Below are 25,360 nucleotides of genomic sequence, written 5' to 3'. Positions count from 1 at the left end.
AAGGAATCCGGCCCCCGCGGCGATCCGCCTGTGAGGCCCTTTTGGCCGGTCGCTTGCCGTTCGCCGATCGCGCCGATATAAGCCCGGCAACTCCAAATCACCCCCCTTCTCAAGGACAGAACCATGGCGATTGAACGCACCTTCTCGATCATCAAGCCCGACGCGACCGAGCGTAACCTGACCGGTGCGGTCAACGCCGTGATCGAGAAGGCCGGCCTGCGCATCGTCGCCCAGAAGCGCATCCGTATGACCAAGGGCCAGGCCGAGACCTTCTATGCCGTGCACAAGGCCCGTCCGTTCTTCGGCGAGCTCGTCGAGTTCATGACCTCCGGCCCCGTGGTCGTGCAGGTGCTGGAAGGCGAGGGCGCGATCGCCAAGTACCGCGAGGCGATGGGCGCGACCGACCCGTCGAAGGCGGCCGATGGCACCATCCGCAAGCTCTACGCCAAGTCGATCGGCGAGAACTCGGTGCATGGCTCCGACGCCCCCGAGACGGCCGTGATCGAGATCGCCCAGTTCTTCTCGGGCAACGAGATCGTCGGCTGATCGGAAGGACGCATTGTGAACTGGCTCTGGCAGATCTTCGACCCCGCCACGCTCGGGTCGTTCTTCACCCAGTTCCGCAATGAAATGGCCGAGCCGGCGTTCTGGGTCGCGGTCGGCAAGATCATCTGGATCAATATCCTGCTCTCCGGCGACAATGCGCTGGTGATCGCGCTTGCATGCCGCGGGCTGAAGCCGCGGCATCGGTTGTGGGGCATGGTGCTAGGTGCGGGGGCCGCTGTGCTGCTGCGCATCGTCTTCACCGGCATCGTCGCGAGCCTGATGGCGCTGCCATACCTCAAGCTGGTCGGCGGTCTCGCTTTGATCGTGATCGCCGCCAAGCTTTTGGTGCCGGAGAACGAGGACGAGGACGACGTCGCCTCGGCCTCGCATCTGTGGCAGGCGGTGCAGATCGTCGTTGTCGCCGACATCATCATGAGTCTGGACAACGTGATCGCGGTTGCGGCCGCCGCCAATGGCAGCGTGCCGCTCCTGGTCCTCGGCCTTGCGATCAGCGTTCCCCTGATCGTGGCCGGCGCCGCGCTGATTATGGCGCTGCTGTCAAAACTGCCGATCCTGGTCTGGGCCGGCGCGGCTTTGCTCGGCTGGATCGCCGGCGAGGTGATCGCGACCGATCCGGGCGTCGAGCCGAAGCTGCATGCGCTGTCCGACGGTCCGGTCGGCGTATCGCTGGACACGCTGCTTGCGGGCTTGCGCATCCCGCCGCAATTTGCCCATGGCGGCGCGGGTGCCGAATATCTCTGCGCCGTGCTCGGCGTCATCGTCGTGCTGGTCGTCGGCTATATCTGGCGCCGGCGCAGCCTGCATGTAGCTGCGCTCGAAGCTTCCGAACGCCACGCCAAGGTGTCGGCTGAATAAACTTTATCGTTTGAGCATGATCTCCGCGCAAACGCGTTCCGCGTTTGTCGCGAGGGGAAAACCGCTGCACACTTTTCCGGATCGTGCTCTAGTCTAACGCCTTACGATCGACCCCGAGCGGCCGACCAGACGGGCGAGCTGCTTGAAGCGGCCGCCGACGCGATCGGCGACGAGATCGCCGAGGCGGTGCTCGAACACCAGCATCAGCTTGCGGCCAGTGCTGCGGAAATGGGTGGCGGGCAGCACGCCGGGCCGGGCCGCCGAGATCAGATGCGCAACGCGGAACGCGGCGCCCAAGAGCCGCGCGCGCTCGAGATGCGCAGGCGTGAGCAGCTCCTGCATCGTCAGCGGCGGCTGGTTCTCTTCGCTCAAGCCTGCATAGCGATAGAACACCGACAGGCCGACGAAGGCGCGGCCTTCGTGGCTGATCGCGCCGAAATTGCCGTTTACCACGAGGCTCAGCGTCTGCTCGCCGCGGTGGTCGGGATGGACGCGCCAGCCGATGTCGGAGAGCAGACACGCGGTGTGGCGAAGCCTGCGGTCCTCTTCCGTCTCGCGCAGCTTCACCACGCGCACGAAGCGGTCGGTCCACTCGATCAGCTCGCGGGCATGGCGCGCCGAGCGCGACATCAGTTGGTTCAGCTCTTCCGCAGCGCAGATCAATCCGTCCTTGGCACGTTCGGCTTCCGACAGCTTCTCGTGCAGCAGGCCTTCGCGCACGCCGAAGGTCGAGAACGCGATCGTCTTCGGCCGGGCGACGCGGATGATGTGCTCGAGCACCAGCGCGGCATAGGTGAGGAGCGGCCGCCGCGCGTCGGCGACTACTTCGATGTCGGCGAGCATGTTGGACGCAACCAGGCGCCGCAGGCGTCGCGCAAAATCCAGCGCATCCGCCGCCGGTATCGAATAGCCGTGCATCACCTGGAGCGGATAGCCGCTCTGGATGATGTGGATGCGGGCGAGTGCGCGCCATGTGCCGCCGACCGCATAGAAGGTGCGGCCATGCCCGGCCTTGAGCTGCGCCACGGCGTCGAGTTCCTCGCGCACGATACGGTCGGCGCGCTTCAGCGATTTATGCGCGAGATCCTGCAGGGCGAGCCCGCCCAGCGGCAGCGTCACGCCGCTGCGCACGCTGTTGCGGTGGACCTCGACGAGCTCCAGCGAGCCGCCGCCGAGATCACCGACGATGCCGTCGGGGTGGTGGATGCCGGAGACGACGCCGAGCGCCGAGAGCCGTGCCTCGCGCGGGCCCGACAGGATCTCGATCTTCACCGCGCAGATACGCTCGGCCTTGGCGATGAAGTCGGGGCCGTTGGAGGCGTCCCGGCACGCGGCAGTCGCGATCGCAAAGACGCGGCCGACCTGCATCACGCGGCAGAGTGCCCGAAATCGCTTCAGCGAGGTCAGCGCCTTGTCGACCGCGTCGGGCGCGAGCAGACCGGTGCTCTGCACCTCGCGGCCGAGGCCGCAGAGCGTCTTCTCGTTGAAGATCGGAATGAGGCTCCGCGCCAACGCCTCGTAGACGACGAGACGAACCGAGTTGGAGCCGATATCGATCACCGCGACGCTTGCGCCACGTTTGCGCGGCCGTGTCACGGCAACAATCCCCAATCAGGACTGATGACGTTCGTTCCGGCGCGTGAGACGCCGCGGCGAGGATTCCTTGAGCGACTTTCCACGGCCAGACAGACTCGGATTTGTCATGAAGTAGTTGTGCACGTTGAAAGGCTCCTCGCCCTTCGCGGCTTTCATACGCGTTGACGATCCATCGGGCAACAATTGCCAGCTCTGCTCGTTGTCCTTCAGATTCGCGACCATGATCTGTTCGAGAACCTGCTGATGTACCGTTGGATTTTGCAGCGGGCACAGCACTTCGACACGGCGATCGAGATTGCGCGGCATCATGTCGGCTGACGAGATATACACAGCCGCTTTCGCGCTCGGCAGGCCCTGGCCCATGCCGAAACAGTAGATTCGACCGTGCTCGAGGAAGCGCCCGATGATCGACTTGACGCGGATGTTCTCTGACAGGCCGGGGATACCCGGCCGCAGGCAGCAGATACCGCGCACCACGAGCTCGACCTGGACGCCGGCTTGAGACGCCTCGTAGAGCGCGTCGATGATGTCGGGGTCGACCAGGGCATTCATCTTCATCCAGACCGCGCCAGGCTTGCCGTGCCGTGCATACTCGATCTCGCCCTGGATGTGCTCGAGGATGCGCTTGCGCAGCGTCAGCGGCGATACCGCCATCTTGTCGAGATCGCTCGGTGCCGCGTAGCCGGTGATGAAGTTGAACACGCGCGCAGCGTCGCGGCCGATGGTCGGGTCCGAGGTGAAGTAGGAGAGATCGGTGTAGATGCGCGCGGTCACCGGATGGTAGTTGCCGGTGCCGGTGTGAACATAGGTGGTGAGGCTGCCGCCCTCGCGGCGCACGACCATCGAGAGTTTTGCATGCGTCTTCAGCTCGAGGAAGCCGTAGACGACCTGCACGCCGGCGCGCTCGAGGTCGCGCGCCCAGCGGATATTCGCTTCCTCGTCGAAGCGCGCCTTGAGCTCGATCAGCGCGGTGACGGACTTGCCCGCCTCGGCGGCCTCGGCCAGCGCGCGCACGATCGGCGAATTGTTGGAGGTGCGGTAGAGCGTCTGCTTGATCGCGACGACGTCGGGGTCGCGCGTGGCTTGCTGGAGAAACTGCACCACGACATCGAAGGATTCATAGGGATGGTGGACGATGAGGTCCTTTTGCCGGATCGCAGCGAAGATGTCGCCGCCATGCTCGCGCACGCGCTCGGGATGACGGGGCACGTACGGGGTGAATTCGAGGTCGGGGCGATCGAGGCGGGTGAGCTGCGACAGCTCGTTCATGGCGAGCACGCCGTCGACCAGGAACACTTCGTCATCGGCAGCTGAAAGCGCGTGCTGCACGAAGTTGCGCAGTTGCTCAGGCGTCTTGGCATCGACCTCGAGCCGGATCACCGATCCACGGCGGCGGCGCTTCAGCGCCGTCTCGAACACGCGAACGAGGTCTTCGGCCTCTTCCTCGATTTCCATTTCGGAGTCGCGGATGATGCGGAAGGCGCCCTGGCCGTGCACGGTATAGCCGGGGAACAGACGGTTGATGAAGAGTGCGGTAGCCTGCTCGAGCGGGATCAGCCGCGTCACGCCATCAACGGGCAGTTTGATGAAGCGGTCGATCTTGCCGGGCATGCGGATCAGCGCGTTCATCTGCCTGCCGTCGGCGGCGCGCGTGAGCTGCAGGGCGATGGTGAAGCCGAGGCTCGGAATGAACGGGAAGGGGTGGGCGGGATCGATCGCAAGCGGGGTGAGCAGCGGGAATACGTTGTGGAGAAAGTAGTCCTCCAGCCACGTCCGCTCTGCCTTGGTGACATCCTTGCCGTCCACCAGCACGATGCCGACCTCGGCAAGCGTGCCGCGCAGATCGCGCCAGATCGCCTGCTGGTCGCTTGCGAGTTGCGAGACGGTCCGGTTGATCAGGGCGAGTTGCTCGGACGGGGTCAGGCCGTCGGGGCTGCGCTCGGGGATACCCTCTCGGACCTGCGCCTTGATGCCGGCGACGCGGACCATGAAGAACTCATCAAGGTTATTCGCCGAAATCGACAGGAATCGCACCCGCTCCAGCACCGGGTGGTGGGAGTTGACGGATTCCTCCAGGACCCGGCGGTTGAAATGTAGCCAGGAGAGCTCGCGATTGATGAATCGCTCGGGGCTCGTGGCGATCGCCGGCAGACCCGTCGCTTCTAGTTCTTTTTCTTTGATTTCAATAGCTTGCGCGGAGTCCATGAGAAGTCGGTCCATATTGTCTCGCCTTACTTTGCGACTTACGCGCAAAACCGGCGGGAGCATGTGTTAATGCGATGACGTTTCGATGACATTGATGTTCCGCCGCTCGGCCGCGTCAAGCGGTCGAGGTGGGCGGGGGCCTGCAAAAGGGACTGGAAATGTCAGGCGTCGCGGAGCAGCTCGGCCGCCAGTGCGCGGGTCACGGGCCGGCCGAGCCGCAGGGCTTCGCCGTCGAGCAACTCCACGGCCCGCCGCGCGGCGGCGGAGGAGCGCTCCAGGCGGGTCGCGAGATAGCTGACCACGCTCTCATCCACGCTCAGTTGGCGGTCTGCGCAGAACTTGACGATCAGGCCGCGGAAAAGCTGGTCGTCCGGCGGCAGGAGCGACACCACCGGCACGGCGCGCAGGCGCGAGCGGAGGTCGCGCAGCTCGATATCCAGTGCCGCCGGTACCTCGCGGCCTGTGAGCAGGACGTAGGCGCCGTCCTCGCGCGCGAGGTTCAACAGATGGAAGAGCGCGCGCTCATCCAAATCCTTCGCTTTCAGGTCCTCGACGACCAGTGCGCCCGTGGCGAGCGCTCCAGGCACGGCGGCCGCAGTCAATGCATTGGCGGTAGTGGAGCGGGCGCCCGCCTCTTCGGCCCAGATGGCGGCGAGGTGGCTCTTACCTGAGCCTTCGGGCCCCGCCAGCCACATGATCCGGTTTGGCCATTCGGGCCAACCGGTGATCAGGGCGAGACCGGCGGCGTTGGCGGGGCCTTCGAGAAAATTGTCCCGGCTCAGGCTTTCCGCATGCGGAAGCGAAAACGCCAGTTGTCGGGGATGAACGCGGCCTGCCACGCTTGCTTTGCTCCATGCCGGACGGGCCGGCTTTGTTCGAAGAGATTCGACCTATCGGGCGGGAGTTGGCCTTTTGCGGGGCCGCATCCCCCTCATTTCGCCTCGATCGTGCTCATGTGTCGCAGCCACTCGACGAGATAGAGCGACACGGAGGAGAGCGTGAAGACCGTGACGAGGCCCATCAGGATTATATCATAGGGTCCGGGGTTGAAGCCGAAGGCAAGGGAGGCCAGCACCAACGCCGCATACGCCACCTGGGCTGCAGTGTTGAGCTTCGACACTTTCGACGGCTTCATCTCGACCGGCTTGTCGAACAGCCAGGAGACGATCACGGCGGCGACGATCATGATGTCGCGGGAGACCACCAGAATCACGATCCAGCGCGGGATGTCGCCCCAGATGCCGAGTGCCAGATAGATCGAGACCAGCAGCGCCTTGTCGGCGAGCGGATCGAGCAGGGCGCCGAGCTCGCTCCTCATGTTGAAGCGCTTGGCCAGGAAGCCGTCGACGGCGTCGCTGATGCCGGCGATCAGGAAGACGGCGAACGCCACCTCCATTTGGCTCGACACAATCGCCCAGACGATGATCGGGACCAGCATAATGCGGCCCAGGGTAATGATGTTCGGAATACTCACGCGGCGCTTCCCGGCACCCGGTGTGACCTCGAATCCGGCCCTTTGGAGGCTGAACCGGTTGATATCTACATAGTATAGCCTCAGGCCTCTTGCGAGCCATTGCGCAACCCTCGAATTCGACGTAACCAGCCGCAAATCCACTGGAAATCCGGCATGACCGACCGCAAAAACGGCCTTACCTACGCCGATTCAGGCGTCGACATCGATGCGGGCAATCGCTTGGTCGACCTGATCAAGCCGATGGTGCGCGCCACCGCGCGTGCCGGCGCCGATGCCGAGATCGGCGGTTTTGGTGGCCTGTTCGATCTCAAGGCAGCCGGGTTCAAGGACCCGGTCCTGGTCGCCGCCACCGACGGTGTCGGCACCAAGGTCAAAATCGCTATCGAGACCGGCCTGCATGGCGGGATCGGCATCGACCTCGTCGCGATGAGCGTCAACGACCTCGTGGTGCAGGGGGCTGAGCCGCTGTTCTTCCTCGACTATTTCGCCTGCGGCAAGCTCGACCCCGAGGCTGCTGCGTCGATCGTCGCGGGCGTTGCCGAAGGCTGCCGCGAGTCAGGTTGCGCATTGATCGGCGGCGAGACCGCCGAGATGCCGGGCCTCTACAAGGACGGCGACTATGATCTCGCCGGTTTCGCGGTTGGTGCTGCCGAGCGCGGGACGCTACTGCCGCGCAAGGATATCGCCGCGGGCGATGCAGTGATCGGGCTCGCGTCCTCGGGCGTGCATTCCAACGGCTTCTCGCTGGTGCGCAAGATCGTCGAGCAGTCCGGCCTGGGCTTCGAGGCCCAGGCGCCGTTTGCGCCGGTCATGACGCTCGGGGGGGCGCTGCTCGCGCCGACCCGGCTCTATGTCAAATCCTGCCTGCGCGCGATCCGCGAGACCGGCGCGGTGAAGGGCCTTGCCCACATCACCGGCGGCGGCTTCACCGACAACATCCCGCGCGTGCTGCCGAAACATCTCGGTGTCGGCATCGATCTCGCCCGCTTGCCGGTGCTGCCGGTGTTCAAATGGCTGGCGGCGCAAGGCGGCATCGCCGAGCTCGAAATGCTGCGCACCTTCAACTGCGGCATCGGCATGATCGCGATCGTCGAGCCGGATGCCGCCGACAAGGTGATCGAGGTCTTCACCGATGCCGGCGAGACGGCGGCGCAACTCGGCACTGTGATCCCGGCCGAGGGCGAGCATCGCGTCGTTTATAACGGCCAACTCGATCTGTCGCTGTAAAACCCATGAAGCGCCGTGTCGCCATCCTGATCTCAGGCCGAGGCTCCAACATGGCGGCGCTGATCAAGGCCGCCGCCGCACCGGATTTTCCGGCGGAGATCTCGCTCGTCATTTCGAACAAGGCCGCCGCACTGGGCCTGGAGAAGGCGAGGGCGAGCGGCGTAAAGACGCTGGTGATCGAGAGCAAGCCGTTCGGTAAGGACCGCGCCGGCTTCGAGGCGGCGCTGCATGCCGCGCTCGACCAGCACGGCATCGAGCTGATCTGTCTCGGCGGCTTCATGCGGCTGTTCACGGCAGAGTTCACGCAAAGCTGGTACGGACGAATGCTCAACATCCATCCCTCGCTGCTGCCGTCCTTCCCCGGTCTTGATCCGCACGGCCAGGCTTTGCGCGCGGGCGTCAAGCTGTCCGGCGCGACGGTGCACTTCGTGATCCCCGCGACCGATGCCGGCCCAATCGTGATGCAGGGCGCGGTTCCCGTCAGCGACAACGACACGGCGGATACGCTCTCCGAACGTATCCTCGAAGTCGAGCACCGCATCTATCCCGAAGCGCTGCGCCTGCTTGCGACCGGCAAGGTCCGAATCGACGGCGATGTCTGCAAGACGGGGGGGAGCGGCGGCTCGGAGAATTTCTTGATCTCGCCGGTGGTGAGCTGAAGCGCCATGCAGGCTTGAGCCACAAACGAAATCCCCCGGGCGGAGCCCGGGGGAATTCATGCGTGTCAGTCGATCGTGGGCAGAAAGTCAGTGAACCCTGAGGTTCTCCGCCGAGGTCTTGCCGCGGTTCTCCACGAGATCGTATTCAACCACCTGATTTTCATTAAGGGTGGTCAGCCCAGCGCGCTCGACTGCGGAGATATGGACGAACACGTCCTTGTCGCCGCCATTCGGCTTGATGAAGCCATAGCCCTTTGTCGGGTTGAACCATTTGACGGTGCCCTTTTGCATCGCCAGTCTCCTCCTTCAGACATAAAAAAGACGCGGTCACGTCTTTGCGCGTGCCACGCCACAAACGGGCTTCCGGAAGTCTGTTCGAGTCTTGAGTCTCAATGTCGCGAAACGCACAGTCGAGCGGCCAAATCCGATTGTGCCGGATATTGCAACATGAAAATCGCGCGCTAGCAAGCAGCGTGCAAAATTCAAGTCCCGATCCGGCGCGCGACGGCAGAGTTCGTGACCTGTGGCAGCGGTACCACAGGGCGGGGTAATCACCCCGTTCGATGCCGCCCAAGCGATTGACCCTTCACGCCGGTTCAGCGCAAATCGTCGCAGGTGCCGCGATGCGTGTTGCATTTTTGCGCGCCGCCATTTGCTTCGGGAATTGTGTCGTCATGCGCCGCCTATCGCAGCCTTCAGGGACTAGGCGGACGAGCCGGCCGGGTTTTGTCCGGCGGGCCGCGAGCATCACCGCGATCGCCCTTGCGCTCTCCCTGATGATCCTGGTCGCGCCGGCCCATGCGCAGACGCCGACACCAACGCCCACAGCGACCCCAACGCCCACCCCGACACCTACGCCGTCACCGACGCCAACCGCGATGAACTACGGCCAGTCGGCGGGCAACACAACGCTCAACCTCGGCTCCAGTTTCCTGGAGCGGCTGGGCAACCAGGCCTCGAACGGCTTCGACCGGACCTCCCGCACCAATCCCGGCGGCGGCGGTGCTGCGGAGGCGGCGGAAGGGCCGCGCTACCGGACCTGGTTTGAGGGTTACGGCATTTCAACGCGAACCGACGCGCAGGGTGACTTCGTCGGCGACAAGCGCACGACCATCGGCGGAGTCGCGGGCTTCGGCGCGCGGCTTGCGCCGGGAGTCAATCTCGGCTTCTCCGTCGATCAGAGCCATACCGACATCGACGTGCCTCTGGCGCTGCAATCGGCGACGCTGGATCTGACCCAGCTCGGCGTCAACGGCTCGGTCGACAAGGGACCCTGGACCTGGGCTTTTGCGCTCGTGCACGGCTTCGGCAACGTCCATTCCAGCCGGGACACCGGCTTCGGCTTTGCGACCGCGGGCTATCGCGCCACCATCGACGGCGCGCTGACCGAGATGAGCTACTACTGGACCCAGGACCAGGCCCGCTTCGTCCCGAAAGGTGCGCTGGAATATGTCCGCGCCACCAGCGCCTCGTTTCAGGAGACGGGCAGCCTCTTTCCCCTGACCGTCGGCTCGTCCGCACTCGCTCGCGCGCGCCTCATGCTCGGCGCCGAGGTCGGGCGCTACTTCATATTCGACCAGAAGATCCTGGACCTCTCCGCCTACGGCAAGTTCGTCGACAATTTCTATCAGGACCTGGGATCGATCCAGGTCAGCCTCGGCACGCAGGGCCTCGTAGTGCCCGGCATCGGCGAGAGCCGCTACGGCCTCGACACCGGCGCGTCCGCTTCGCTCAGCCTGACCAACACTGCGCGCCTCTACGTCAATTATGACGGTAAGTTCCGCAACGAGTTGCGGTCACACCAGGGCACGGTCGGCTTCGAGTACAGATGGTAGCGCCGCCGATCAGGTTGGCGCCGCCGCAACATAGCCCATCAGGCCAAAGCTCTCCCGGACCGCCGCCATCATCGGCACCAGCGCGTTCGGGTGGATGAACTCGTCGCGGAAGCAGGGATAGGTGCGCGGATCGAAGATCTTCTTCAGCCACTCGACCACGATCTTGTGCCGTTCGGAGGCGCGGAATTCCTTGTGATAGGTGAGCCAGAGATCGGCGTGGTGACTGACGCCGAGATCGACGGCGACGAGCGGCGCGCCGAGTGCGATCGACACCGTGGGCAGAAAGCCGATGCCGGCGCCGCGTTCCACTGCATAGAGCACGCCGACCGACGAGTTGGTCTTGATTCCGACGATGCCCTCGAGCGACTTGAGCCCCAGGATGCGGGCATAAGCCGTGTCGTCGACCTGCGGTGCATTCTGCTTGATGATCCGATGGTTCGGCAACTCGGCAAGCGTGCCAGGCACGCCGTGCAGGCTCTCGTAATCCTTCGAGACGAAAGGATAGATGTGCAGCCGGCCAAGCTTGGCCACGATCAGATCCGGATTGGTGGGCGGCTCCAGCTGGATCGCAATATCGGACTCCAGGCGCGCAACATCGGCCTGCTCCATCGCGCAGCGCAGGTCGACGGTGATCTTGCGATAGGTCTTCTGGAAGTCGATCAGCCGCGGCAGTATCCAGAAATTGCCGGGCCCTTCCGTGACTGCGACGCGCACGGTGCCCGTTGCGTCGCTCGAGCTACGCGAGGCGCGGCGAAATACATTGAAGGCGTAACGCTCCATCAACGTGACATCGGAGATCATCGCCGTGCCTTCGTCGCTCAGCGTCAATCCGCTCTGGTCGCGCAGGAACAGCTTGCAGCCGATGCTCTCTTCGAGCCGGTCGATCCGGCGCATCAGCGTCGTTGACGTGAGGCCGAGCTCCTCAGCGGCGTTGCGGAAACTTTTATATTTCGCGCAAGCTAAAAACAGCTTCAAATCGTCCCAGGATGCATCCAGGGGCTCATCGCTGCGGTGCTGCGTCATCGCAGCACCCCGGTGCAATAGTTGCTGCATACACCTGTTCCTTACCCGCTAAGCTCCTCACCCTAACGGGACGAACCAAACGATAGAGGGGTGGGATGGGTATGGAAAGGGGCTCCTTCGCCGCAAGGCATGAATTTGACGCGCTGCCGCTCAGCCCAGACATCGATGTCCATTGTGCGCAATTTTCCGAAATTGCTGCACTTGCCGACATGGCGCACCGGTTAGTCCCCGGCGTGCGGATCGGCGAGCAGGAACTAGCACGCTATTTCACCTTCGATTCTCAATGTCTTCTGACGTTCACGCGGAACGGCGCGCTGGTCGGAGGCATGGCCTTCCTGTTTCTCAATGAGCGCGGCCATGACGCGCTGCTGCTCGACGAGATCTGCCTGACCAGGCCCGACATCCGGCATCTCGCATCTGGCGACGAGGAGGTCTCGGCCACCTACATCTGGGCTATCGCGACCACCGGCCGCGGGATTGCCGGTCTAGGCAAGGCGGCTGCGCATCTGCGGCAGCCGCGGTTACGAAGCGCCGATTGTTTCGCGCAGCCGTCGACGGCGGCAGGACGCGACATCATGAAAGCGACGGGTTTTGAGCCTATCGCGAGCTTTCAGCCCGACCTCTGGTGTTACGAGCGGCCATGGAATCGACTGCCCATACGCAGGCGGGGCGTGATGATTGAAGCAGGGAGTCTTGCAGATGCACGGCACTAGAATTCCTTTAGCCAAACCCGACTCGCGCGCCATCACGATCCGCATCGCGCGTGATCCCAGCGATCTCATGCTGGTCACTGCCATCCGATCGGCGGTCTATCTCGCCGAGCAGGATTGTCCTTTCGAGGAAGAGTTCGACGGCAACGATTTGGTCGCCGCACATTTCATCGGCTTCATCGGCAACGAGCCCGCCGGCTGCCTGCGGGTTCGCTTCTTCGGCGAGTTCGCCAAGGTCGAGCGGCTCGCGGTGCGCCACCAGTACCGTCGCTCGCGCGTGTCGTTCAAGCTCGTGCAGGCGAGCGTCGACTATGTGAAGCGCAAGGGCTTCCGCAAGATCTATGGGCAGGCGCAGGACCGGCTGGTGGACTTCTGGGCCCATTTCGGCGCCAAGCCGCTGGGCCACAATCGCAAGATCACCTTCTCGGATTTTTCCTATACCGAGATGGTGCTCGAGATCGAGCCGGGACCGGACGCGATCACGCTGGACAGTGATCCTTACGTGATCATCCGCCCCGAGGGCGATTGGGATCGGCCGGGAGTGCTCGATGCCTCGGCGGGACGGGCGGTGACATCGCCACTGCGTAACGTCTCGATGACCCAGCGCTAAAAATTGGTGCAGCTACGAACAGAAAAATGCCGGACTCCATTCACGACGATCCGCCGATCCTGGTTTGCGCCGATCTGCAGGTCGAATATCTGACACCCGGGCGTCGCCATGTCATTCTCGACGGCGACGCCACGACCTCGCGCTGCCTGGAGTTGTTGACGCTGTGGCGCGACAATCTCTGGCCGGTGATGCACATCAAGCGCATTGCGCAGGCCGCCTGGTTCAATCCGGCATCCAAGCTGACCGATTGGATTGTTGAGCTGAGGCCGCGCCCCGGGGAGATGACGTTTGAGCATCCTCTGCCGTCAGCCTACAGTTCCGCGCGGTTCGCGGACTACAGCGCGAACATCCGAAATATCCGCTGCGTGTTGCTCGGCTTTTCGCTCGACGAGACGATTTTGGCGACAGTGGTCGACGGGTTTCACCGGAGCCATCGTTACCAGGTTGTCACTGACGCGGTCGCCTGCCGCCATCCGGGCCATGGCGACGCAGCCGACTACAAGCAGTCGGTGGTGAACGTGATCAGTAATTTTGCTACTCTTCGCCCCAGCGCCGAGCTCATCAGGACCACCGGCGCCATCGCGGTATAGACGGGCGCGGCCCGCGACGAGGGTGATTGACGACATTGTCCCGGGGGCAAGAGCTGGAAGGTCTGGTTGGCGATCTGTCGCGCGCCCTTGAAGTCGCGCGCCGGCTCGGCCTGTCGACGACCGTCTATCTGCTCTCAATGGCGCTTGTCGAGGCGCGCGAGGCGGCCGAGGCTGCCTCGGATGGCAGCGACGATGACGGAGCTGCCTGAACCGGCACTTTACTGTTTCCTGCAACGCAGCCGTGCTGCCGACGAATTGACGTTGCAAGTTGTGACGTGTCGCAATAGCCAAGTGACGACGCCGTCGACAGACGAGCTCCGTTTTGACGCGAGCCGAAGGCTGAAGGAATGATATGATGACCATGCTGCCCAATTCGCAAGAAGCCCGCGATGTGGCCTTCCAGCTTCATCCCTATACCAACGCGCGCACCCATCAGCAGAATGGCCCGCTGGTGATCGAGCGCGGCGAGGGGCCCTATGTCTTCGACGCCGCGGGCAAGCGCTATTTCGAGGCGATGGCCGGCCTGTGGAGCGTCGGGCTCGGCTTCAACGAGAAGCGGCTGGTCGAGGCTGCGTACCGGCAGATGCAGGCCCTGCCATTCTACCACGTGTTCTCCGCGAAATCGCATGGGCCCTCGATCGATCTCGCCGAGAAGCTCGTTGCCCTCGCGCCGGTACCGATGAGCAAGGTGTTCTTCACCAACTCCGGCTCAGAGGCCAATGACACGGTGCTGAAGCTGATCGCTTATCGTTCGAACGCCCTCGGACAGTCGCAGCGCAAGAAGGTGATCAGCCGCATGCGCGCCTATCACGGCGTCACGATCGCCTCCGCAAGCCTCACCGGCCTGCCGAACAATCACCGCTCCTTCGATCTTCCGTTGCCGAATATCCTGCATACGGGCTCACCGCATTTCTACAAGGACGGCCAGCCCGGCGAGAGCGAGGAAGCCTTTGCGACGCGGCGCGCCGAGGAGCTGGAAGCGCTGATCGTGAGGGAAGGTCCGGACACCATCGCGGCCTTTTTCGGCGAGCCGGTGATGGGGGCAGGCGGCGTGATCGTTCCTCCCGCGACCTATTGGGACAAGGTCCAACAGGTCCTGAAGAAGTATGACATCCTGCTCGTCGCCGACGAGGTCATTTGCGGCTTCGGCCGCACCGGCAAGATGTTCGGCTGCGACACCTACAACATCAAGCCAGATGCGATCGTCCTCTCCAAGCAGATCACCTCGAGTTATTTCCCGTTCTCGGCGGTACTGATGAATGACCGGATGTTCGAGCCGATCGCGGACGAGAGCAACAAGATCGGCGTCCTCGGCCACGGCTTCACGGCAGGCGGTCATCCGGTCGGCGCGGCGGTCGCGCTGGAAAACCTCAAGATCATCGAGGAGCGCGGCCTGGTCGCGTATGCTGCGGAGGCGGGAGCCCATCTGCAGGCGCGGCTGGGTGAGCTTTCGAGCCATCCGCTGGTCGGCGAAATCCGCGGCGTCGGCATGATCGCCGCGATCGAACTCGTGCTCGACAAGCAGCGCAAGACGGCAGCAAGCACGCCGGGCGCCGTCGGCGGCATCGCGGCGCGCATGCTCCAGGAGCGCGGCGTCATCTCGCGCAACATGCTCGACGCCATCGCCATCTGCCCGCCGCTGATCGTCACCAAGGCCCAGATCGACGAGCTGGTCGGCACCATCGCGGGCGTGCTGGACGACATGAAGGCGGAGGCTGCAAAGCTGACGCCGGCTTGAGGGGCGCTTGTCACACTTTCGGTGTCGTCCTGGCGAAAGCCAGGACCCATACCGCGTGACGATAGCGGGTGGCACGAGTATCGAACGACGAGTCTTCGTCAAACTCCTCCCTGGGTAATGGGTCCTGGCTTTCGCCAGGACGACCCTGGGGAGAGATTGCGGGCTATTACGCCCGGCTGACACCGACCACGCGGCCCTTGTCGATCGCAAGCGCGAGCTGGCCGTGCTTCAACTTCAGGGCGGCGTCGCCGAACAGCTCGCGGCGCCAGCCGCGCAGCGCGGGCACGTCGGCCTCGTCATCGGCTGCGATCTCTTCGAGATCGTCGACGGTCGCAATTACCTTGCTCGCCACAGCATGGCGCTCCGCGGTCATGCGCAGCAACACCTTCAGCAGCTCGACGATCGCCGCGCCGTTGGAATTGTTGCGCGGCTTCTCCAGCTTCGGCAGCTTCGAGAGGTCGCGCGCCAGCCCGCGCTCGACCGCGGCGATGATGTCCGCGCCCCACCTGGATTTTTCAAAACCCTTCGGCACCGAGCGCAGATGGGCAAGCTTTTCCAGCGTGGTCGGCGCGTGGGTCGCGATGTCGCTGATCGCGTCGTCACGCAGCACGCGGCCGCGCGGCACGTCGCGGCTTTGCGCTTCCTGCTCGCGCCAGGCCGCGACCTCCATTAGCACCGCCAGATCCTTCGGCTTGCGCACCCGCGTCTTGAGCCGCTCCCAGGCGCGCTCGGGATGGAAGTCGTAGGTGCGGGGTGAGGTCAGGATCTCCATCTCGATGGAGACCCATTCGCTGCGGCGGCGCTTCTTCAGGTCGGCATCGAGCGCGGCGAACACCTCGCGCAGGTGTGTGACGTCGGAGACCGCATAGTGCATCTGCTCCTTCGTCAGCGGCCGGCGCGACCAGTCGGTGAAGCGATGGGTCTTGTCCGGCCGATGGCCGGTGACCTTCTCGACGAGCTGGTCATAGGCGATGCTGTCGCCATAGCCGAGCACCATGGCCGCGACCTGGGTGTCGAACACTGGATGCGGGATGATGTTGGCCTGGTGCCAGATGATCTCGATGTCCTGGCGGGCGGCGTGGAAGACCTTCAGGACCTTCTCGTTGCCCATCAGCTCGAAGAAGGGTTTGAGGTCGATGCCCTCGGCGAGGGCATCGATGACCACGGCCTCCTTGGGGCTCGCCATCTGCACCACGCACAGGAGCGGGTAGTAGGTGGTCTCGCGCAGGAACTCGGTATCGACGGTAATGACGGGATGCTCGGCCAGCCGGCTGCAGGCAGCGGCTAGGTCAGCGGTGGTGGTAATCAGATCCATGAACGGCCCATGACACGTACATCAGCCGTTCTGCCGAAAGTGCTGTGATGTCAAGGGGGTTGGAACGAATTCGGAGCTTGATTTCGGCCGGAATCGCCCCTGCCGACCGCGGACGGGCCAATCCGCAGGTCGCGGACGCGAAATCCTACTCGTACCGGATCCGTTGCGACGGCTTTCGCCCGCAGGGCAGTGCCACCACGACCACGCACATGGCGAGCATCGCCAGTCCCAGAAACTCGAAAACCAACAGATCCACGGCCAACTCCCCGAAAGATCCGTAGATTTGTCGGGGCCGAATTGACGGTCTGTTAATTGTCGTGGTTACCGGCGCCGGGGCGGGCCGAATGGTGGACGGGAGGTTAACGGGCGCTCCGTTTGCCGGAGCGCCCGTTTGACCTTACGGCAGCTTCAACGCCGTCTCGGCGTTGTAGGGCTTGAGCAGCTCGTCGGCGGCCTTCTGGGCGGCGGCGAGCGCATCCTTCGGCTGCTTCTTGCCGTTCAGGACCAGCATCACCTCGTCCTCGAGGGTCTTGCGGACCGGCACGGTCTTGTAGGTCGCGAACCAGGGCTTTGCGACGTCGAGCTGGTCGACCGCCGTCTTCGCGTCCGGATTCTTGCCGAGGAAGTCGAGCATCTCCGGCGTCTTGTAGGCGGCCATGTTCGGGGCGAAATAGCCCGTGGCACGGCTCCACCAGCCGCTCTTCTCCGGCGAGGTCATCCACTTGATCAGCGTCCAGGCCGCCTTCTGCTTGTCGGCTTCGAGGCCCGCCGGGATGATCAGCGAGGCACCGCCGATCGGCACGGCGTTGCGGACGTTGCGCGGGATGAACGCGACCTTGTAGGGGAATTTGGCGTTGTCGCGCACGTAAGTGAGCGAGCCCGTCGAGAGCATCATCATCGAGGCGTTCCCGGAGATGAAGGCAGTGCTCACGGCCGGGCCTGGCGTTGCGCCCGGCGGATGCACCTTGTGCTTGGCGATGAGGTCGTTCCACCAGGAGAGCGCGCCGAGCATCGACGGCGTGTCGTAATAGACTTCGCCGCCGAACTCCTCGTTGTAGTAACGCCCGCCATTGGACATGGTGAGCGTCTCCATCATCCAGCCGCAATAGTCATAGGCGCAGGGAATCTCGATGCCCCAGCGCGTGACCTTGTCGCCCTCGCGCTTGGTGAGCTTCTTGGCCCAGTCGGTGACCTCGGCCCAAGTCTGCGGTGGCTTGTCGGGATCGAGCCCCGCTTCCTTGGCGTGCTCGGCGTTGATGTAGAGCAGCGGCGTCGAGTTGTGGAACGGCACGCCATAGACCGAGCGGTTGATCACGGCGTTGCCGTGCAGTGCGGGGAAGAACTGGCCGAGGAATTGCGCCTTGGTGGTGCCGTCGGCGGCGATCAGGGAATCGAGATTGGTGAGCTCGTTCTCGATCTGCATGTCCAGGAGGAAGTTCGCCGACATGATCACGGCCGCCGGCGGCTTGCCGGCCTTGATCGCGGCGCGCGTCTTGATCAGCGTGTCGTCATAGGAGCCGGTATAGACCGCGGTCGCCTTGACCTCGGGATGGGTCTCGTTGAACTCCTTGATCATGGTGCCCATGTCGCGGGCGAGCTTGCCGTCGACGGGGACGGGGAAGAACAAGTCGATCTCGGTCGGGCCTTCGGCAAAGGCTGGAAAGGCGAGGGCGCCTGCGATGGTGAGGCCGAGCGCAAGCCGGCGGGAGAGCAGCATCGAAAATCTCCTATTTGATGCCTGAGGTGACGAAAGAGCTGATGAAGCGCTTCTGGAAGATCAGGAAGGTGACGAGCAGCGGCGCGATCACGATCAGGGTGCCGGCGGCAATGGTGCCCCAGGCCTGAGTGCCTTCGGCGGTCTTGGTGAAGACGGAAAGCCCGACGGTCAGCGGGCGCTTGTCCGGCGAGTTGATCACCATCAGCGGCCAGAGGAAGTCGTTCCAATGGCTCGTTACGGAGACGATGGCGAAGGCCGAAAAGCTCGGCAGCGACAGCGGCACGTAGATGTGGCGGATGCGCGCGAACACGCCGGCGCCGTCGATCAGGGCTGCATCCTCAAGCTCGGTCGGGATGGCCTCGAAGGCCTGTCGCATCAGGAAGGTGCCGAAGGCCGAGGCGAAGAACGGCATCATCACACCGGTCAAGGTGTCGTAGAGGCCGAGCTTTGCCACCAGCGTCAGGTTCGGCACGATGAGCAGCACCGGCACCAGCATGAGCTGGAGCAGGAAGAGATAGAAGATCAGCGACTTTCCGGCAAAGGAAAGTCGCGCAAAAGCAAAGCCCGCCAGAGTCACGGTCACGAACTGCACCAGCAGGATGCCGGTGCAGATGATTGTGGTGTTGAGGAAGTAGCGCGGGAAATCGCCGATGTCCCAGGCATCCTTGATATTGTCGAGCGTGGGTTTCAGGCTCGGCATCAGCTCGGCCATCGCGTTGATGCCGTCGGAGGCGGGGCGGAGCGTTGCCACTGCCATCCACAGGAACGGGATCAGCCAGACCAGCGCGAGCAGCACCACCAGCGCAAATCCGAGCTTTGGCGTGATCTCGTTGCGGGTCGCGAGCGGCGCGTGCGTGAACAATCCCTTGAACGGGTTCATGGCCCGCCCTCGCGGTTCGCAAGAGTCCGGAAGGACAGCGCCGTCAGGCCCATCAGCACGCCGAGCGAGAGCAGCGTTGCTGCCGAGGCCTTCCCGACGTCGTAATGCTCGACCGCCTGCTCGTAGATGTAGAACAGCACGAGATTGGTCGCGTTCGATGGCCCGCCCTGGGTCATGACGAAGACATGGTCGACCTGCGTCACGGCATTGAGGCCGGCGATCACGGTGACGAACAGGAAGGTGGGCTTAAGCTCCGGCAGGATGATGTAGCGCAGGCGCTGCCAAGGCCCCGCGCCGTCGAGATAGGAGGCTTCCATCGCGTCCTCCGGCACCGCCTGGAGGCCTGCGAGGAAGAACAGCATGTAGTAGCCGGCGTTTTTCCAGATCGTGATTACCATGATCACGATCAGCGCGACGTCGGGATTGCCGAGCCAGTTGGGCAGCACCGGAACCAGGCGGCCGACATAGTAGTCGAGCAGTCCGACGTTGGGCAGGAAGATGAACAGGAACAGCGCGGAGGCGGCGACCATCGGGATCAGCACTGGCAGGAACAGCGCGGCGCGCAGCGCGCTCGTCACCGCATTGGTACGCGACAGCGCCAGCGCAAAGAGGCAGGCGAGCGCCATGCTCGGCACCACGGTGCCGACCGCATAGATGAGATTGTTGACGACGGCGCCTGTGAAAGCGGGGTCGGCGAGCACCGCCGCCAAATTGTCCAGCCCGACGAAGCGGCTCGGCGCCCGCGGCGTGGCACGCTGATAGAGCGCATCGACGATCACCCGTCCGACCGCGCCGTAGGTGAAGGCTGCGAGGAAGATGAGCGAGGGCAACAGCAGCAGATAGGCCGGAAGCGAGGCCTTGAAGCCGGCGGTGAACCTTTGGAGGACGTTGAGGCGCGGCGGTGCTGATCGGGTAACGGCGAGCGGTGCTGGTTCGGCCAGGCTCATCTCACCGCGCCGGGAAGTTGAGCGCATAGTCGCGATCGTCCATTCCCTCTGGCGGAGAGAAGGGGAAACGCAGGTTGGTGTCGAGGAAGTCGTGGCTGTGCACGACCAGGTTCTCCTGGTCGATCAGCACCACGCCATAGGCCGGCGGCTCATGGCTTGCGAGATGATTGGTGGCCTTCGGATCGAGCTCGAACCAGACCTGGTGGTTGGTGCCGCGCAGGGTGGAGAAGGGGATCTTGCCGTAGCTGCCCGAGATCGGCCGGTGCACATGGCCGAAGAAGAGGTGGCGGATACGCGCGCGATAGGGCGCGATCACCTCGGCAAATTCAGCGCTCTGCTTCAGCGCGATCTCGTCCATCGCGTGGACGCCGACCGGGAACGGCGGATGATGCATGAAGATGAGGAACGGCATCGCTGCGGGCGCGGCGGCAAGCGTGTCCGCAAGCCAGCCGAGACGCTTTGTGCACATCTCGCCGGCGTCGCTGGTCTCGTCCAGCGTGTCGAGGAAGACGAACAGGCCGTGCTCTGTCGTGCGCGTGCCCTGCACGAAACCATTGGGATCGCGGGGCGCCGCCTTGAGCCCGTCAAGGCAGGCGACGCGGCGGTCATGATTGCCGACCATGGCGATGTGGGGAATCCCAAGCGGGGCCATCGCAGCGGCGAAATCCGCGTAAGCCGCGGCATCACCCCAATGGGTGAGATCGCCGGTCACGACCGCAAAGGCGGCATCGGCATGGTGCGTGTTGATGTCATCGATGGCGGCGTCGAGGCGGGCGCGCGGATCGAGGCCGTAGAGTTTCAGGCCCGGGCCCGCAAGATGCGTGTCGGTGAGGTGGATGAATTTGAAAGGCATGGCGCGCGTATCAGGTCTCTGGGAGGATGGTCGCCTCCGGCAAGACGGCCCGCCAGCCGGTTAGAGTGCGAGTGTTTCAGTTTGATGACGATGATTGCCGATGCGACAAATTGTTGGGCAGAACGGCAGACGGGGTCAACCGGGTCGTCTCGCGGTGCGGTATTTGAACGACGCACTGCGTAGGGTGGATTAGCCGAAGGCGTAATCCACCCCTGTTCGCCAACTTCAAGTTGTGCTACTTGCCGCAGATGTCTGACTACCGCCGCGCATTCGTCCCCGGAGGTTGCTGGTTCTTCACGGTGAACCTACTTGATCGACGCAAGGCTATTTTAATCGAGCAGATCGAAACTTTGCGAGAGGCTGTCGCCGCAACGTTTCGGAGCCATCCGTTCGGCATCAATGCGTTCGTGGTCCTGAAGCTGCCGTCGGGCGATTCCGACTTCTCGGTGCGCTGGCGGTTGATCAAGACCCGGTTTGCGAAAGCGCTGCCAGCGAACGAACGGTTGAGCGCTATCCGTGCAGCTCGAAACGAGCGTGGCATCTGGCAGCGCCGTTTTTGGGAGCACCTGATCCGCGATGAAGCGGACTACGCGCGCCATGTCGAATACTGCTATTACAACCCCGTAAAGCACGGGCACGTCTCCAGGGTGCGCGATTGGCCGTACTCGTCGTTTCACCGCGATGTTCGCGCCGGATTGTTTCCGGAAGATTGGGGCGGGGACTCCGAGGCTATCGGAGGGTTCGGAGAGCGGATGTGATGGCTGCGTCAGTTCGTAGGGTGGGTTAGCGAAGCGTAACCCACCTCTTTAGTTTCCACGTAGTGAGAAAGGTGGTGGATTACGCCTTTGGCTAATCCACCCTACGAAGTTGCAATCGCCTCTCACGTCCCGCAAAACGTCCGCAGCACGCGCTGGTCCGGTAGCGGCGGGTCCTGATAGGCCGCATACTCCGGCTGATCCTCGTACGGCTTGGCCAGCACCTTCACCAGTTCCTCGAACGGTGCGTAGTTGTCGTCATCCACCGCAGCCCGGATCACCGCTTCGACGCGATGGTTGCGCGGGATGAGGGCGGGATTGACGGCGTGCATGGTGGCTTGCCGCTCTGCGGCCGATTGCGGCTCCGAAGCGAGACGCTCGCGCCAGCGTTTGGCCCACTCGTCGAACGCGCTCGGATCCATGAACTGCGCGCGGACATGCTCGTCGGCGGCGGCATCGCCCGCTACGTCGCCCAGCTTGCGGAAGGTGAGGGCAAAGTCGGCAGCGTTCTTCGCCATCGCATCCAGCAGGTCCTGGATTAGCGCCTCGTCGCCGTCACGCTCCGTGAACAGTCCAACCTTCCTGCGCAGGCCTGCCTGATAGGCCTTGCTGAACGCGTCTGGAAACGCGCCAAGAATGTCCTGCGCCTGTTCGATCGCCTTCTCCTGATCGTCGGAGAACAGCGGCAAGAGGCATTCGGCGAGCCGCGTCAGATTCCACAGTGCGATGCGCGGCTGGTTGGCATAGGCGTAGCGACCCATCTCGTCGATCGACGAGAACACCTGCGCGGGATCGTAGGAGTCCATGAAAGCGCAGGGGCCGTAATCGATGGTCTCGCCCGAGATCGAGGTGTTGTCGGTGTTCATCACGCCATGGATGAAGCCGACCAGCAGCCAGCGCGCGACGAGGTCGGCCTGCCGTGCCACGACGCCGGCGAGCAGCGCGTGATAGGGGCGCTCTGCACCACGCAGCTCCGGATAGTGCCTGTCGATGACGTGGTCGGCGAGGGCGCGGATCGCATCGGTGTCGCGGCGCGCTGCAAAATATTGGAAGGTGCCGACGCGGATGTGGCTCGACGCCACGCGGGTCAGGACTGCGCCCGGCAGCGCCGTCTCGCGGATCACGTGCTCGCCGGTGACGACGGCGGCAAGCGAGCGCGTGGTCGGGATGCCCAGGGCGTACATCGCTTCGCTGACCACATACTCGCGCAGCACTGGCCCGAGCGCGGCACGGCCGTCGCCGCGGCGGGAGAACGGGGTGGGGCCCGAGCCCTTGAGCTGGATGTCGCGGCGGACGCCGTCCTTGTCGATGACCTCGCCGAGCAGGATCGCCCGGCCATCCCCGAGCTGGGGCACGAACTGCCCGAACTGGTGCCCGGCATAGGCCATGGCGATGGGGTCCGCGCCGGCGGGAACCGTCTTGCCGGCCAGGATCTCGGCGCCCTCCGGCGTCTCCAGCAGGTCCGGATCAAGCCCAAGATGGATGGCAAGCGGCCGGTTCAGCTTGATCAGCCGGGGCGCGGCGACCGGGGTCGGTGCCACGCGGGCGAAGAAGGTGTCCGGCAGCGCCGAATAGGAGTTCTGGAACGGGAAATGGACGGTCATGGTCGTAAATGTAGGGCTGGAACGCCCGTCAGCAAAGGCTCAGGCCAGGCTCGTATAAAAATGGGCATTCCGGGCCCAAAACAGGCCGTTCCCTTGGTTGCCGCACCGGGCCTCGTCGGGTAAACCCAGCCACAACTTCGGATCGGCCTTTTGGGCCGTCCGATTCGATCCTCCGACATCATTTTGGGACTACCATGCATCGCTACCGGTCACATACATGCGGCGCGCTCCGCGAGAGCCACATCGGCGAGACGGTCCGCCTTTCCGGCTGGGTCCATCGCGTCCGCGACCATGGCGGCGTGCTGTTCATCGACCTGCGCGACCATTACGGCCTGACCCAGTGCGTGGTGGACCCGGACTCGCCGGCGTTCTCGCTGGCCGAGAAGCTGCGCTCGGAATACGTGGTGCGTATGGACGGCAAGGCCCGCCGCCGCCCGGAAGGCACCGACAATGACGACCTGCCGACCGGCAAGGTCGAGGTCTACGTCAGCGAGATCGAGGTGCTGGGCCCGGCCGGCGACCTGCCGCTGCCGGTGTTCGGCGACCAGGAATACCCTGAAGACATTCGCCTGAAATACCGCTTCCTCGACCTGCGCCGCGAGAAGCTGCACCAGAACATCATGACGCGCGTCGCGATCATCGATTCCATGCGCCAGCGGATGAAGGCGCAGGGCTTCTTCGAGTTCAACACGCCGATCCTGACCGCGTCCTCGCCGGAAGGCGCGCGCGACTTCCTGGTGCCGTCGCGCATCCATCCCGGCAAGTTCTACGCGCTGCCGCAGGCGCCGCAGCAATACAAGCAGCTGCTGATGATGTCGGGCTTCGACCGCTACTTCCAGATCGCGCCCTGCTTCCGCGACGAGGACCCGCGCGCCGACCGTCTGCCCGGCGAGTTCTACCAGCTCGACGTCGAGATGAGTTTTGTCACGCAGGACGACGTCTTCGCGGCGATGGAGCCTGTCATCACCGGCGTGTTCGAGGAGTTCGCCAAGGGCAAGCCGGTGACGAAGGGCTGGCGGCGGATTCCGTTCGCCGAGGCCTTGCGCAAATACGGCAGCGACAAGCCGGACCTGCGCAACCCCATCGAGATGCAGGACGTCTCCGAGCACTTCCGCGGCTCCGGCTTCAAGGTATTCGCGCGCATGCTCGAAGACCCCAAGAACCAGGTCTGGGCGATCCCGGCCGCAGGCGGCGGCAGCCGCGCCTTCTGCGACCGCATGAACTCCTGGGCGCAGGGCGAGGGCCAGCCCGGCCTCGGCTACATCATGTGGCGTGAGGGCGGCGAGGGCGCAGGTCCGCTGGCAAACAACATCGGGCCGGAACGCACGGCTGCGATCCGCGCGCAGCTCGGCGTGAAGGAGGGCGATGCCGCCTTCTTCGTCGCCGGTGATCCCGACAAGTTCTGGAAGTTTTCGGGGCTCGCCCGCAACAGGGTCGGCGAGGAGTTGAACCTCACCGACAAGGAGCGGTTCGAGCTCGCCTGGATCGTCGACTTCCCGATGTACGAGTACAACGAGGACGACAAGAAGGTCGACTTCTCGCACAACCCGTTCTCGATGCCGCAGGGCGGCCTGGAAGCGTTGAAGGGCCAGGATCCTCTGACCATCAAGGCCTTCCAGTACGACATCACCTGCAACGGCTACGAGATTGCCTCGGGCGGCATCCGCAACCATGTGCCCGAAGCGATGGTGAAGGCGTTCGAGATCGCCGGCTATGGCGAGCAGGAAGTGGTCGAGCGTTTTGGCGGAATGTACCGCGCCTTCCAGTACGGCGCGCCGCCGCATGGCGGCATGGCCGCGGGCGTCGACCGCATCGTGATGCTGCTCTGCGGCACGACGAACCTGCGCGAGATCTCGCTGTTCCCGATGAACCAGCAGGCCATGGACCTCCTGATGGGCGCGCCATCGGAAGCCACGACCAAGCAGCTCCGCGAGCTCCACGTTCGGGTGAACCTGCCGCAGAAGTGATGCTTCGCCTCTTCCCGCGCTTGTCCCGCCGAAGCGTCAGCGAAGGCGGATGCGGGGAGAGGCTGCATCCACATCGTCATTGCGAGCGCAGCGAAGCAATCCAGAGTCCCACCGCGGGAATATTCTGGATTGCTCACATGGGGAGTTGGTGTGTCAAGGTGGTTGGTCAGCTCTTTGTTCGATTGCAGGCCAGCTCTTCGTCCCGACCGTTGGAGTGTGAAGATGGCGCGCGC

General features: G+C 64.0%; 24 protein-coding genes. 12 read left to right on the top strand and 12 right to left on the bottom strand.

Annotated features, from left to right (window positions below):
* Window positions 1-123 precede the first annotated feature (123 nt).
* Entirely contained in the window at window positions 124-546 is a 423-nt protein-coding gene (gene ndk, locus SO140_RS07820; protein WP_027522612.1) for a nucleoside-diphosphate kinase, read from the top strand.
* A gap of 15 nt (window positions 547-561) precedes the next feature.
* Window positions 562-1,422 carry a TerC family protein gene (locus tag SO140_RS07815; RefSeq protein WP_449378524.1) on the top strand — a complete coding sequence of 287 codons (861 nt, stop codon included), beginning with the start codon at window positions 562-564 and terminating at the stop codon, window positions 1,420-1,422.
* 93 nt (window positions 1,423-1,515) lie between these two features.
* Here SO140_RS07815 and ppx read toward each other — a convergent pair whose 3' ends face one another.
* The 4 genes from ppx to SO140_RS07795 all read right to left on the bottom strand — a co-directional run bounded on the left by ppx (window position 1,516) and on the right by SO140_RS07795 (window position 6,697).
* Window positions 1,516-3,018, bottom strand: coding sequence for an exopolyphosphatase (ppx, locus tag SO140_RS07810; RefSeq protein ID WP_449378523.1), 1,503 nt, complete (start codon window positions 3,016-3,018; stop codon window positions 1,516-1,518).
* 15 nt (window positions 3,019-3,033) lie between these two features.
* Window positions 3,034-5,223 carry an RNA degradosome polyphosphate kinase gene (locus tag SO140_RS07805; protein ID WP_449378628.1) on the bottom strand — a complete coding sequence of 730 codons (2,190 nt, stop codon included), beginning with the start codon at window positions 5,221-5,223 and terminating at the stop codon, window positions 3,034-3,036.
* Between the two features lie 161 nt (window positions 5,224-5,384).
* Window positions 5,385-6,062 carry a P-loop NTPase family protein gene (locus SO140_RS07800; RefSeq protein ID WP_449378522.1) on the bottom strand — a complete coding sequence of 226 codons (678 nt, stop codon included), beginning with the start codon at window positions 6,060-6,062 and terminating at the stop codon, window positions 5,385-5,387.
* A gap of 92 nt (window positions 6,063-6,154) precedes the next feature.
* Window positions 6,155-6,697 carry a CDP-alcohol phosphatidyltransferase family protein gene (locus SO140_RS07795; RefSeq protein WP_449378521.1) on the bottom strand — a complete coding sequence of 181 codons (543 nt, stop codon included), beginning with the start codon at window positions 6,695-6,697 and terminating at the stop codon, window positions 6,155-6,157.
* Window positions 6,698-6,850: 153 nt separating this feature from the next.
* Between SO140_RS07795 and purM the strand changes: the two genes are divergently transcribed.
* Window positions 6,851-7,924, top strand: a complete 1,074-nt coding sequence (gene purM, locus SO140_RS07790; protein WP_449378520.1) for a phosphoribosylformylglycinamidine cyclo-ligase — start codon at window positions 6,851-6,853, stop codon at window positions 7,922-7,924.
* Window positions 7,925-7,929: 5 nt separating this feature from the next.
* Window positions 7,930-8,583, top strand: a complete 654-nt coding sequence (purN, locus tag SO140_RS07785) for a phosphoribosylglycinamide formyltransferase (RefSeq protein WP_449378519.1) — start codon at window positions 7,930-7,932, stop codon at window positions 8,581-8,583.
* An 87-nt stretch (window positions 8,584-8,670) separates the two neighbouring features.
* On the opposite strand, the gene SO140_RS07780 is transcribed toward purN, so the two are convergent.
* The gene (locus SO140_RS07780) at window positions 8,671-8,874 is read right to left on the bottom strand and encodes a cold-shock protein (protein ID WP_027523877.1); all 204 of its coding nucleotides are present in this window, start codon (window positions 8,872-8,874) and stop codon (window positions 8,671-8,673) included.
* A gap of 383 nt (window positions 8,875-9,257) precedes the next feature.
* Between SO140_RS07780 and SO140_RS07775 the strand changes: the two genes are divergently transcribed.
* Window positions 9,258-10,418 carry an autotransporter outer membrane beta-barrel domain-containing protein gene (locus SO140_RS07775; protein ID WP_498542403.1) on the top strand — a complete coding sequence of 387 codons (1,161 nt, stop codon included), beginning with the start codon at window positions 9,258-9,260 and terminating at the stop codon, window positions 10,416-10,418.
* Between the two features lie 9 nt (window positions 10,419-10,427).
* Here SO140_RS07775 and SO140_RS07770 read toward each other — a convergent pair whose 3' ends face one another.
* The gene (locus tag SO140_RS07770; RefSeq protein ID WP_449378518.1) at window positions 10,428-11,471 is read right to left on the bottom strand and encodes a LysR family transcriptional regulator; all 1,044 of its coding nucleotides are present in this window, start codon (window positions 11,469-11,471) and stop codon (window positions 10,428-10,430) included.
* 65 nt (window positions 11,472-11,536) lie between these two features.
* On the opposite strand from SO140_RS07770, the gene SO140_RS07765 reads away from it, so the two are divergent.
* The 5 genes from SO140_RS07765 to SO140_RS07745 all read left to right on the top strand — a co-directional run bounded on the left by SO140_RS07765 (window position 11,537) and on the right by SO140_RS07745 (window position 15,089).
* On the top strand, window positions 11,537-12,154 hold the full coding sequence (locus SO140_RS07765) for a hypothetical protein (RefSeq protein WP_449378517.1): 618 nt from the start codon (window positions 11,537-11,539) through the stop codon (window positions 12,152-12,154).
* Complete coding sequence (locus tag SO140_RS07760) at window positions 12,141-12,761, top strand: GNAT family N-acetyltransferase (RefSeq protein ID WP_449378516.1); 621 nt, start codon at window positions 12,141-12,143, stop codon at window positions 12,759-12,761. Before SO140_RS07765 ends, SO140_RS07760 begins: the two co-directional genes overlap by 14 nt.
* Before the next feature lie 26 nt (window positions 12,762-12,787).
* Window positions 12,788-13,351 carry a cysteine hydrolase family protein gene (locus SO140_RS07755; protein WP_449378515.1) on the top strand — a complete coding sequence of 188 codons (564 nt, stop codon included), beginning with the start codon at window positions 12,788-12,790 and terminating at the stop codon, window positions 13,349-13,351.
* A gap of 26 nt (window positions 13,352-13,377) precedes the next feature.
* Window positions 13,378-13,560 carry a hypothetical protein gene (locus SO140_RS07750; RefSeq protein ID WP_449378636.1) on the top strand — a complete coding sequence of 61 codons (183 nt, stop codon included), beginning with the start codon at window positions 13,378-13,380 and terminating at the stop codon, window positions 13,558-13,560.
* Between the two features lie 146 nt (window positions 13,561-13,706).
* The gene (locus tag SO140_RS07745) at window positions 13,707-15,089 is read left to right on the top strand and encodes an aspartate aminotransferase family protein (protein WP_449378514.1); all 1,383 of its coding nucleotides are present in this window, start codon (window positions 13,707-13,709) and stop codon (window positions 15,087-15,089) included.
* A gap of 166 nt (window positions 15,090-15,255) precedes the next feature.
* Here SO140_RS07745 and rnd read toward each other — a convergent pair whose 3' ends face one another.
* The 5 genes from rnd to SO140_RS07720 form a co-directional block, all read right to left on the bottom strand.
* A complete protein-coding gene (gene rnd, locus SO140_RS07740; RefSeq protein ID WP_449378513.1) occupies window positions 15,256-16,404 on the bottom strand; it encodes a ribonuclease D in 1,149 nt (382 codons plus the stop codon).
* Between the two features lie 397 nt (window positions 16,405-16,801).
* Window positions 16,802-18,121 carry an ABC transporter substrate-binding protein gene (locus tag SO140_RS07735; protein ID WP_498539769.1) on the bottom strand — a complete coding sequence of 440 codons (1,320 nt, stop codon included), beginning with the start codon at window positions 18,119-18,121 and terminating at the stop codon, window positions 16,802-16,804.
* A 10-nt stretch (window positions 18,122-18,131) separates the two neighbouring features.
* The gene (locus SO140_RS07730) at window positions 18,132-19,001 is read right to left on the bottom strand and encodes a carbohydrate ABC transporter permease (RefSeq protein ID WP_449378511.1); all 870 of its coding nucleotides are present in this window, start codon (window positions 18,999-19,001) and stop codon (window positions 18,132-18,134) included.
* Complete coding sequence (locus SO140_RS07725; protein WP_498542402.1) at window positions 18,998-19,948, bottom strand: carbohydrate ABC transporter permease; 951 nt, start codon at window positions 19,946-19,948, stop codon at window positions 18,998-19,000. The genes SO140_RS07730 and SO140_RS07725 overlap by 4 nt, the downstream gene beginning before the upstream one ends.
* Before the next feature lies 1 nt (window position 19,949).
* Complete coding sequence (locus SO140_RS07720; protein ID WP_449378509.1) at window positions 19,950-20,801, bottom strand: phosphodiesterase; 852 nt, start codon at window positions 20,799-20,801, stop codon at window positions 19,950-19,952.
* A 248-nt stretch (window positions 20,802-21,049) separates the two neighbouring features.
* Between SO140_RS07720 and SO140_RS07715 the strand changes: the two genes are divergently transcribed.
* Window positions 21,050-21,559 (top strand): REP-associated tyrosine transposase, encoded by a 510-nt coding sequence (locus SO140_RS07715; RefSeq protein ID WP_498542401.1) that lies wholly within the window; start codon window positions 21,050-21,052, stop codon window positions 21,557-21,559.
* Between the two features lie 122 nt (window positions 21,560-21,681).
* Here the strand turns inward: SO140_RS07715 and SO140_RS07710 are convergent, their stop codons facing one another.
* On the bottom strand, window positions 21,682-23,160 hold the full coding sequence (locus SO140_RS07710) for a protein adenylyltransferase SelO (RefSeq protein WP_449378507.1): 1,479 nt from the start codon (window positions 23,158-23,160) through the stop codon (window positions 21,682-21,684).
* Between the two features lie 194 nt (window positions 23,161-23,354).
* Here SO140_RS07710 and aspS point away from each other — a divergent pair, with 194 nt between their 5' ends.
* Window positions 23,355-25,127: an aspartate--tRNA ligase gene (aspS, locus tag SO140_RS07705; protein WP_449378506.1), complete on the top strand. Its 1,773-nt coding sequence runs from the start codon at window positions 23,355-23,357 to the stop codon at window positions 25,125-25,127.
* Window positions 25,128-25,360 lie beyond the last annotated feature (233 nt).

Source organism: Bradyrhizobium sp. UFLA05-108, from assembly GCF_059803455.1.
The sequence above is the reverse complement of the archived record's forward strand: the minus strand, read 5'-3'. Positions and strand labels throughout refer to the sequence as shown.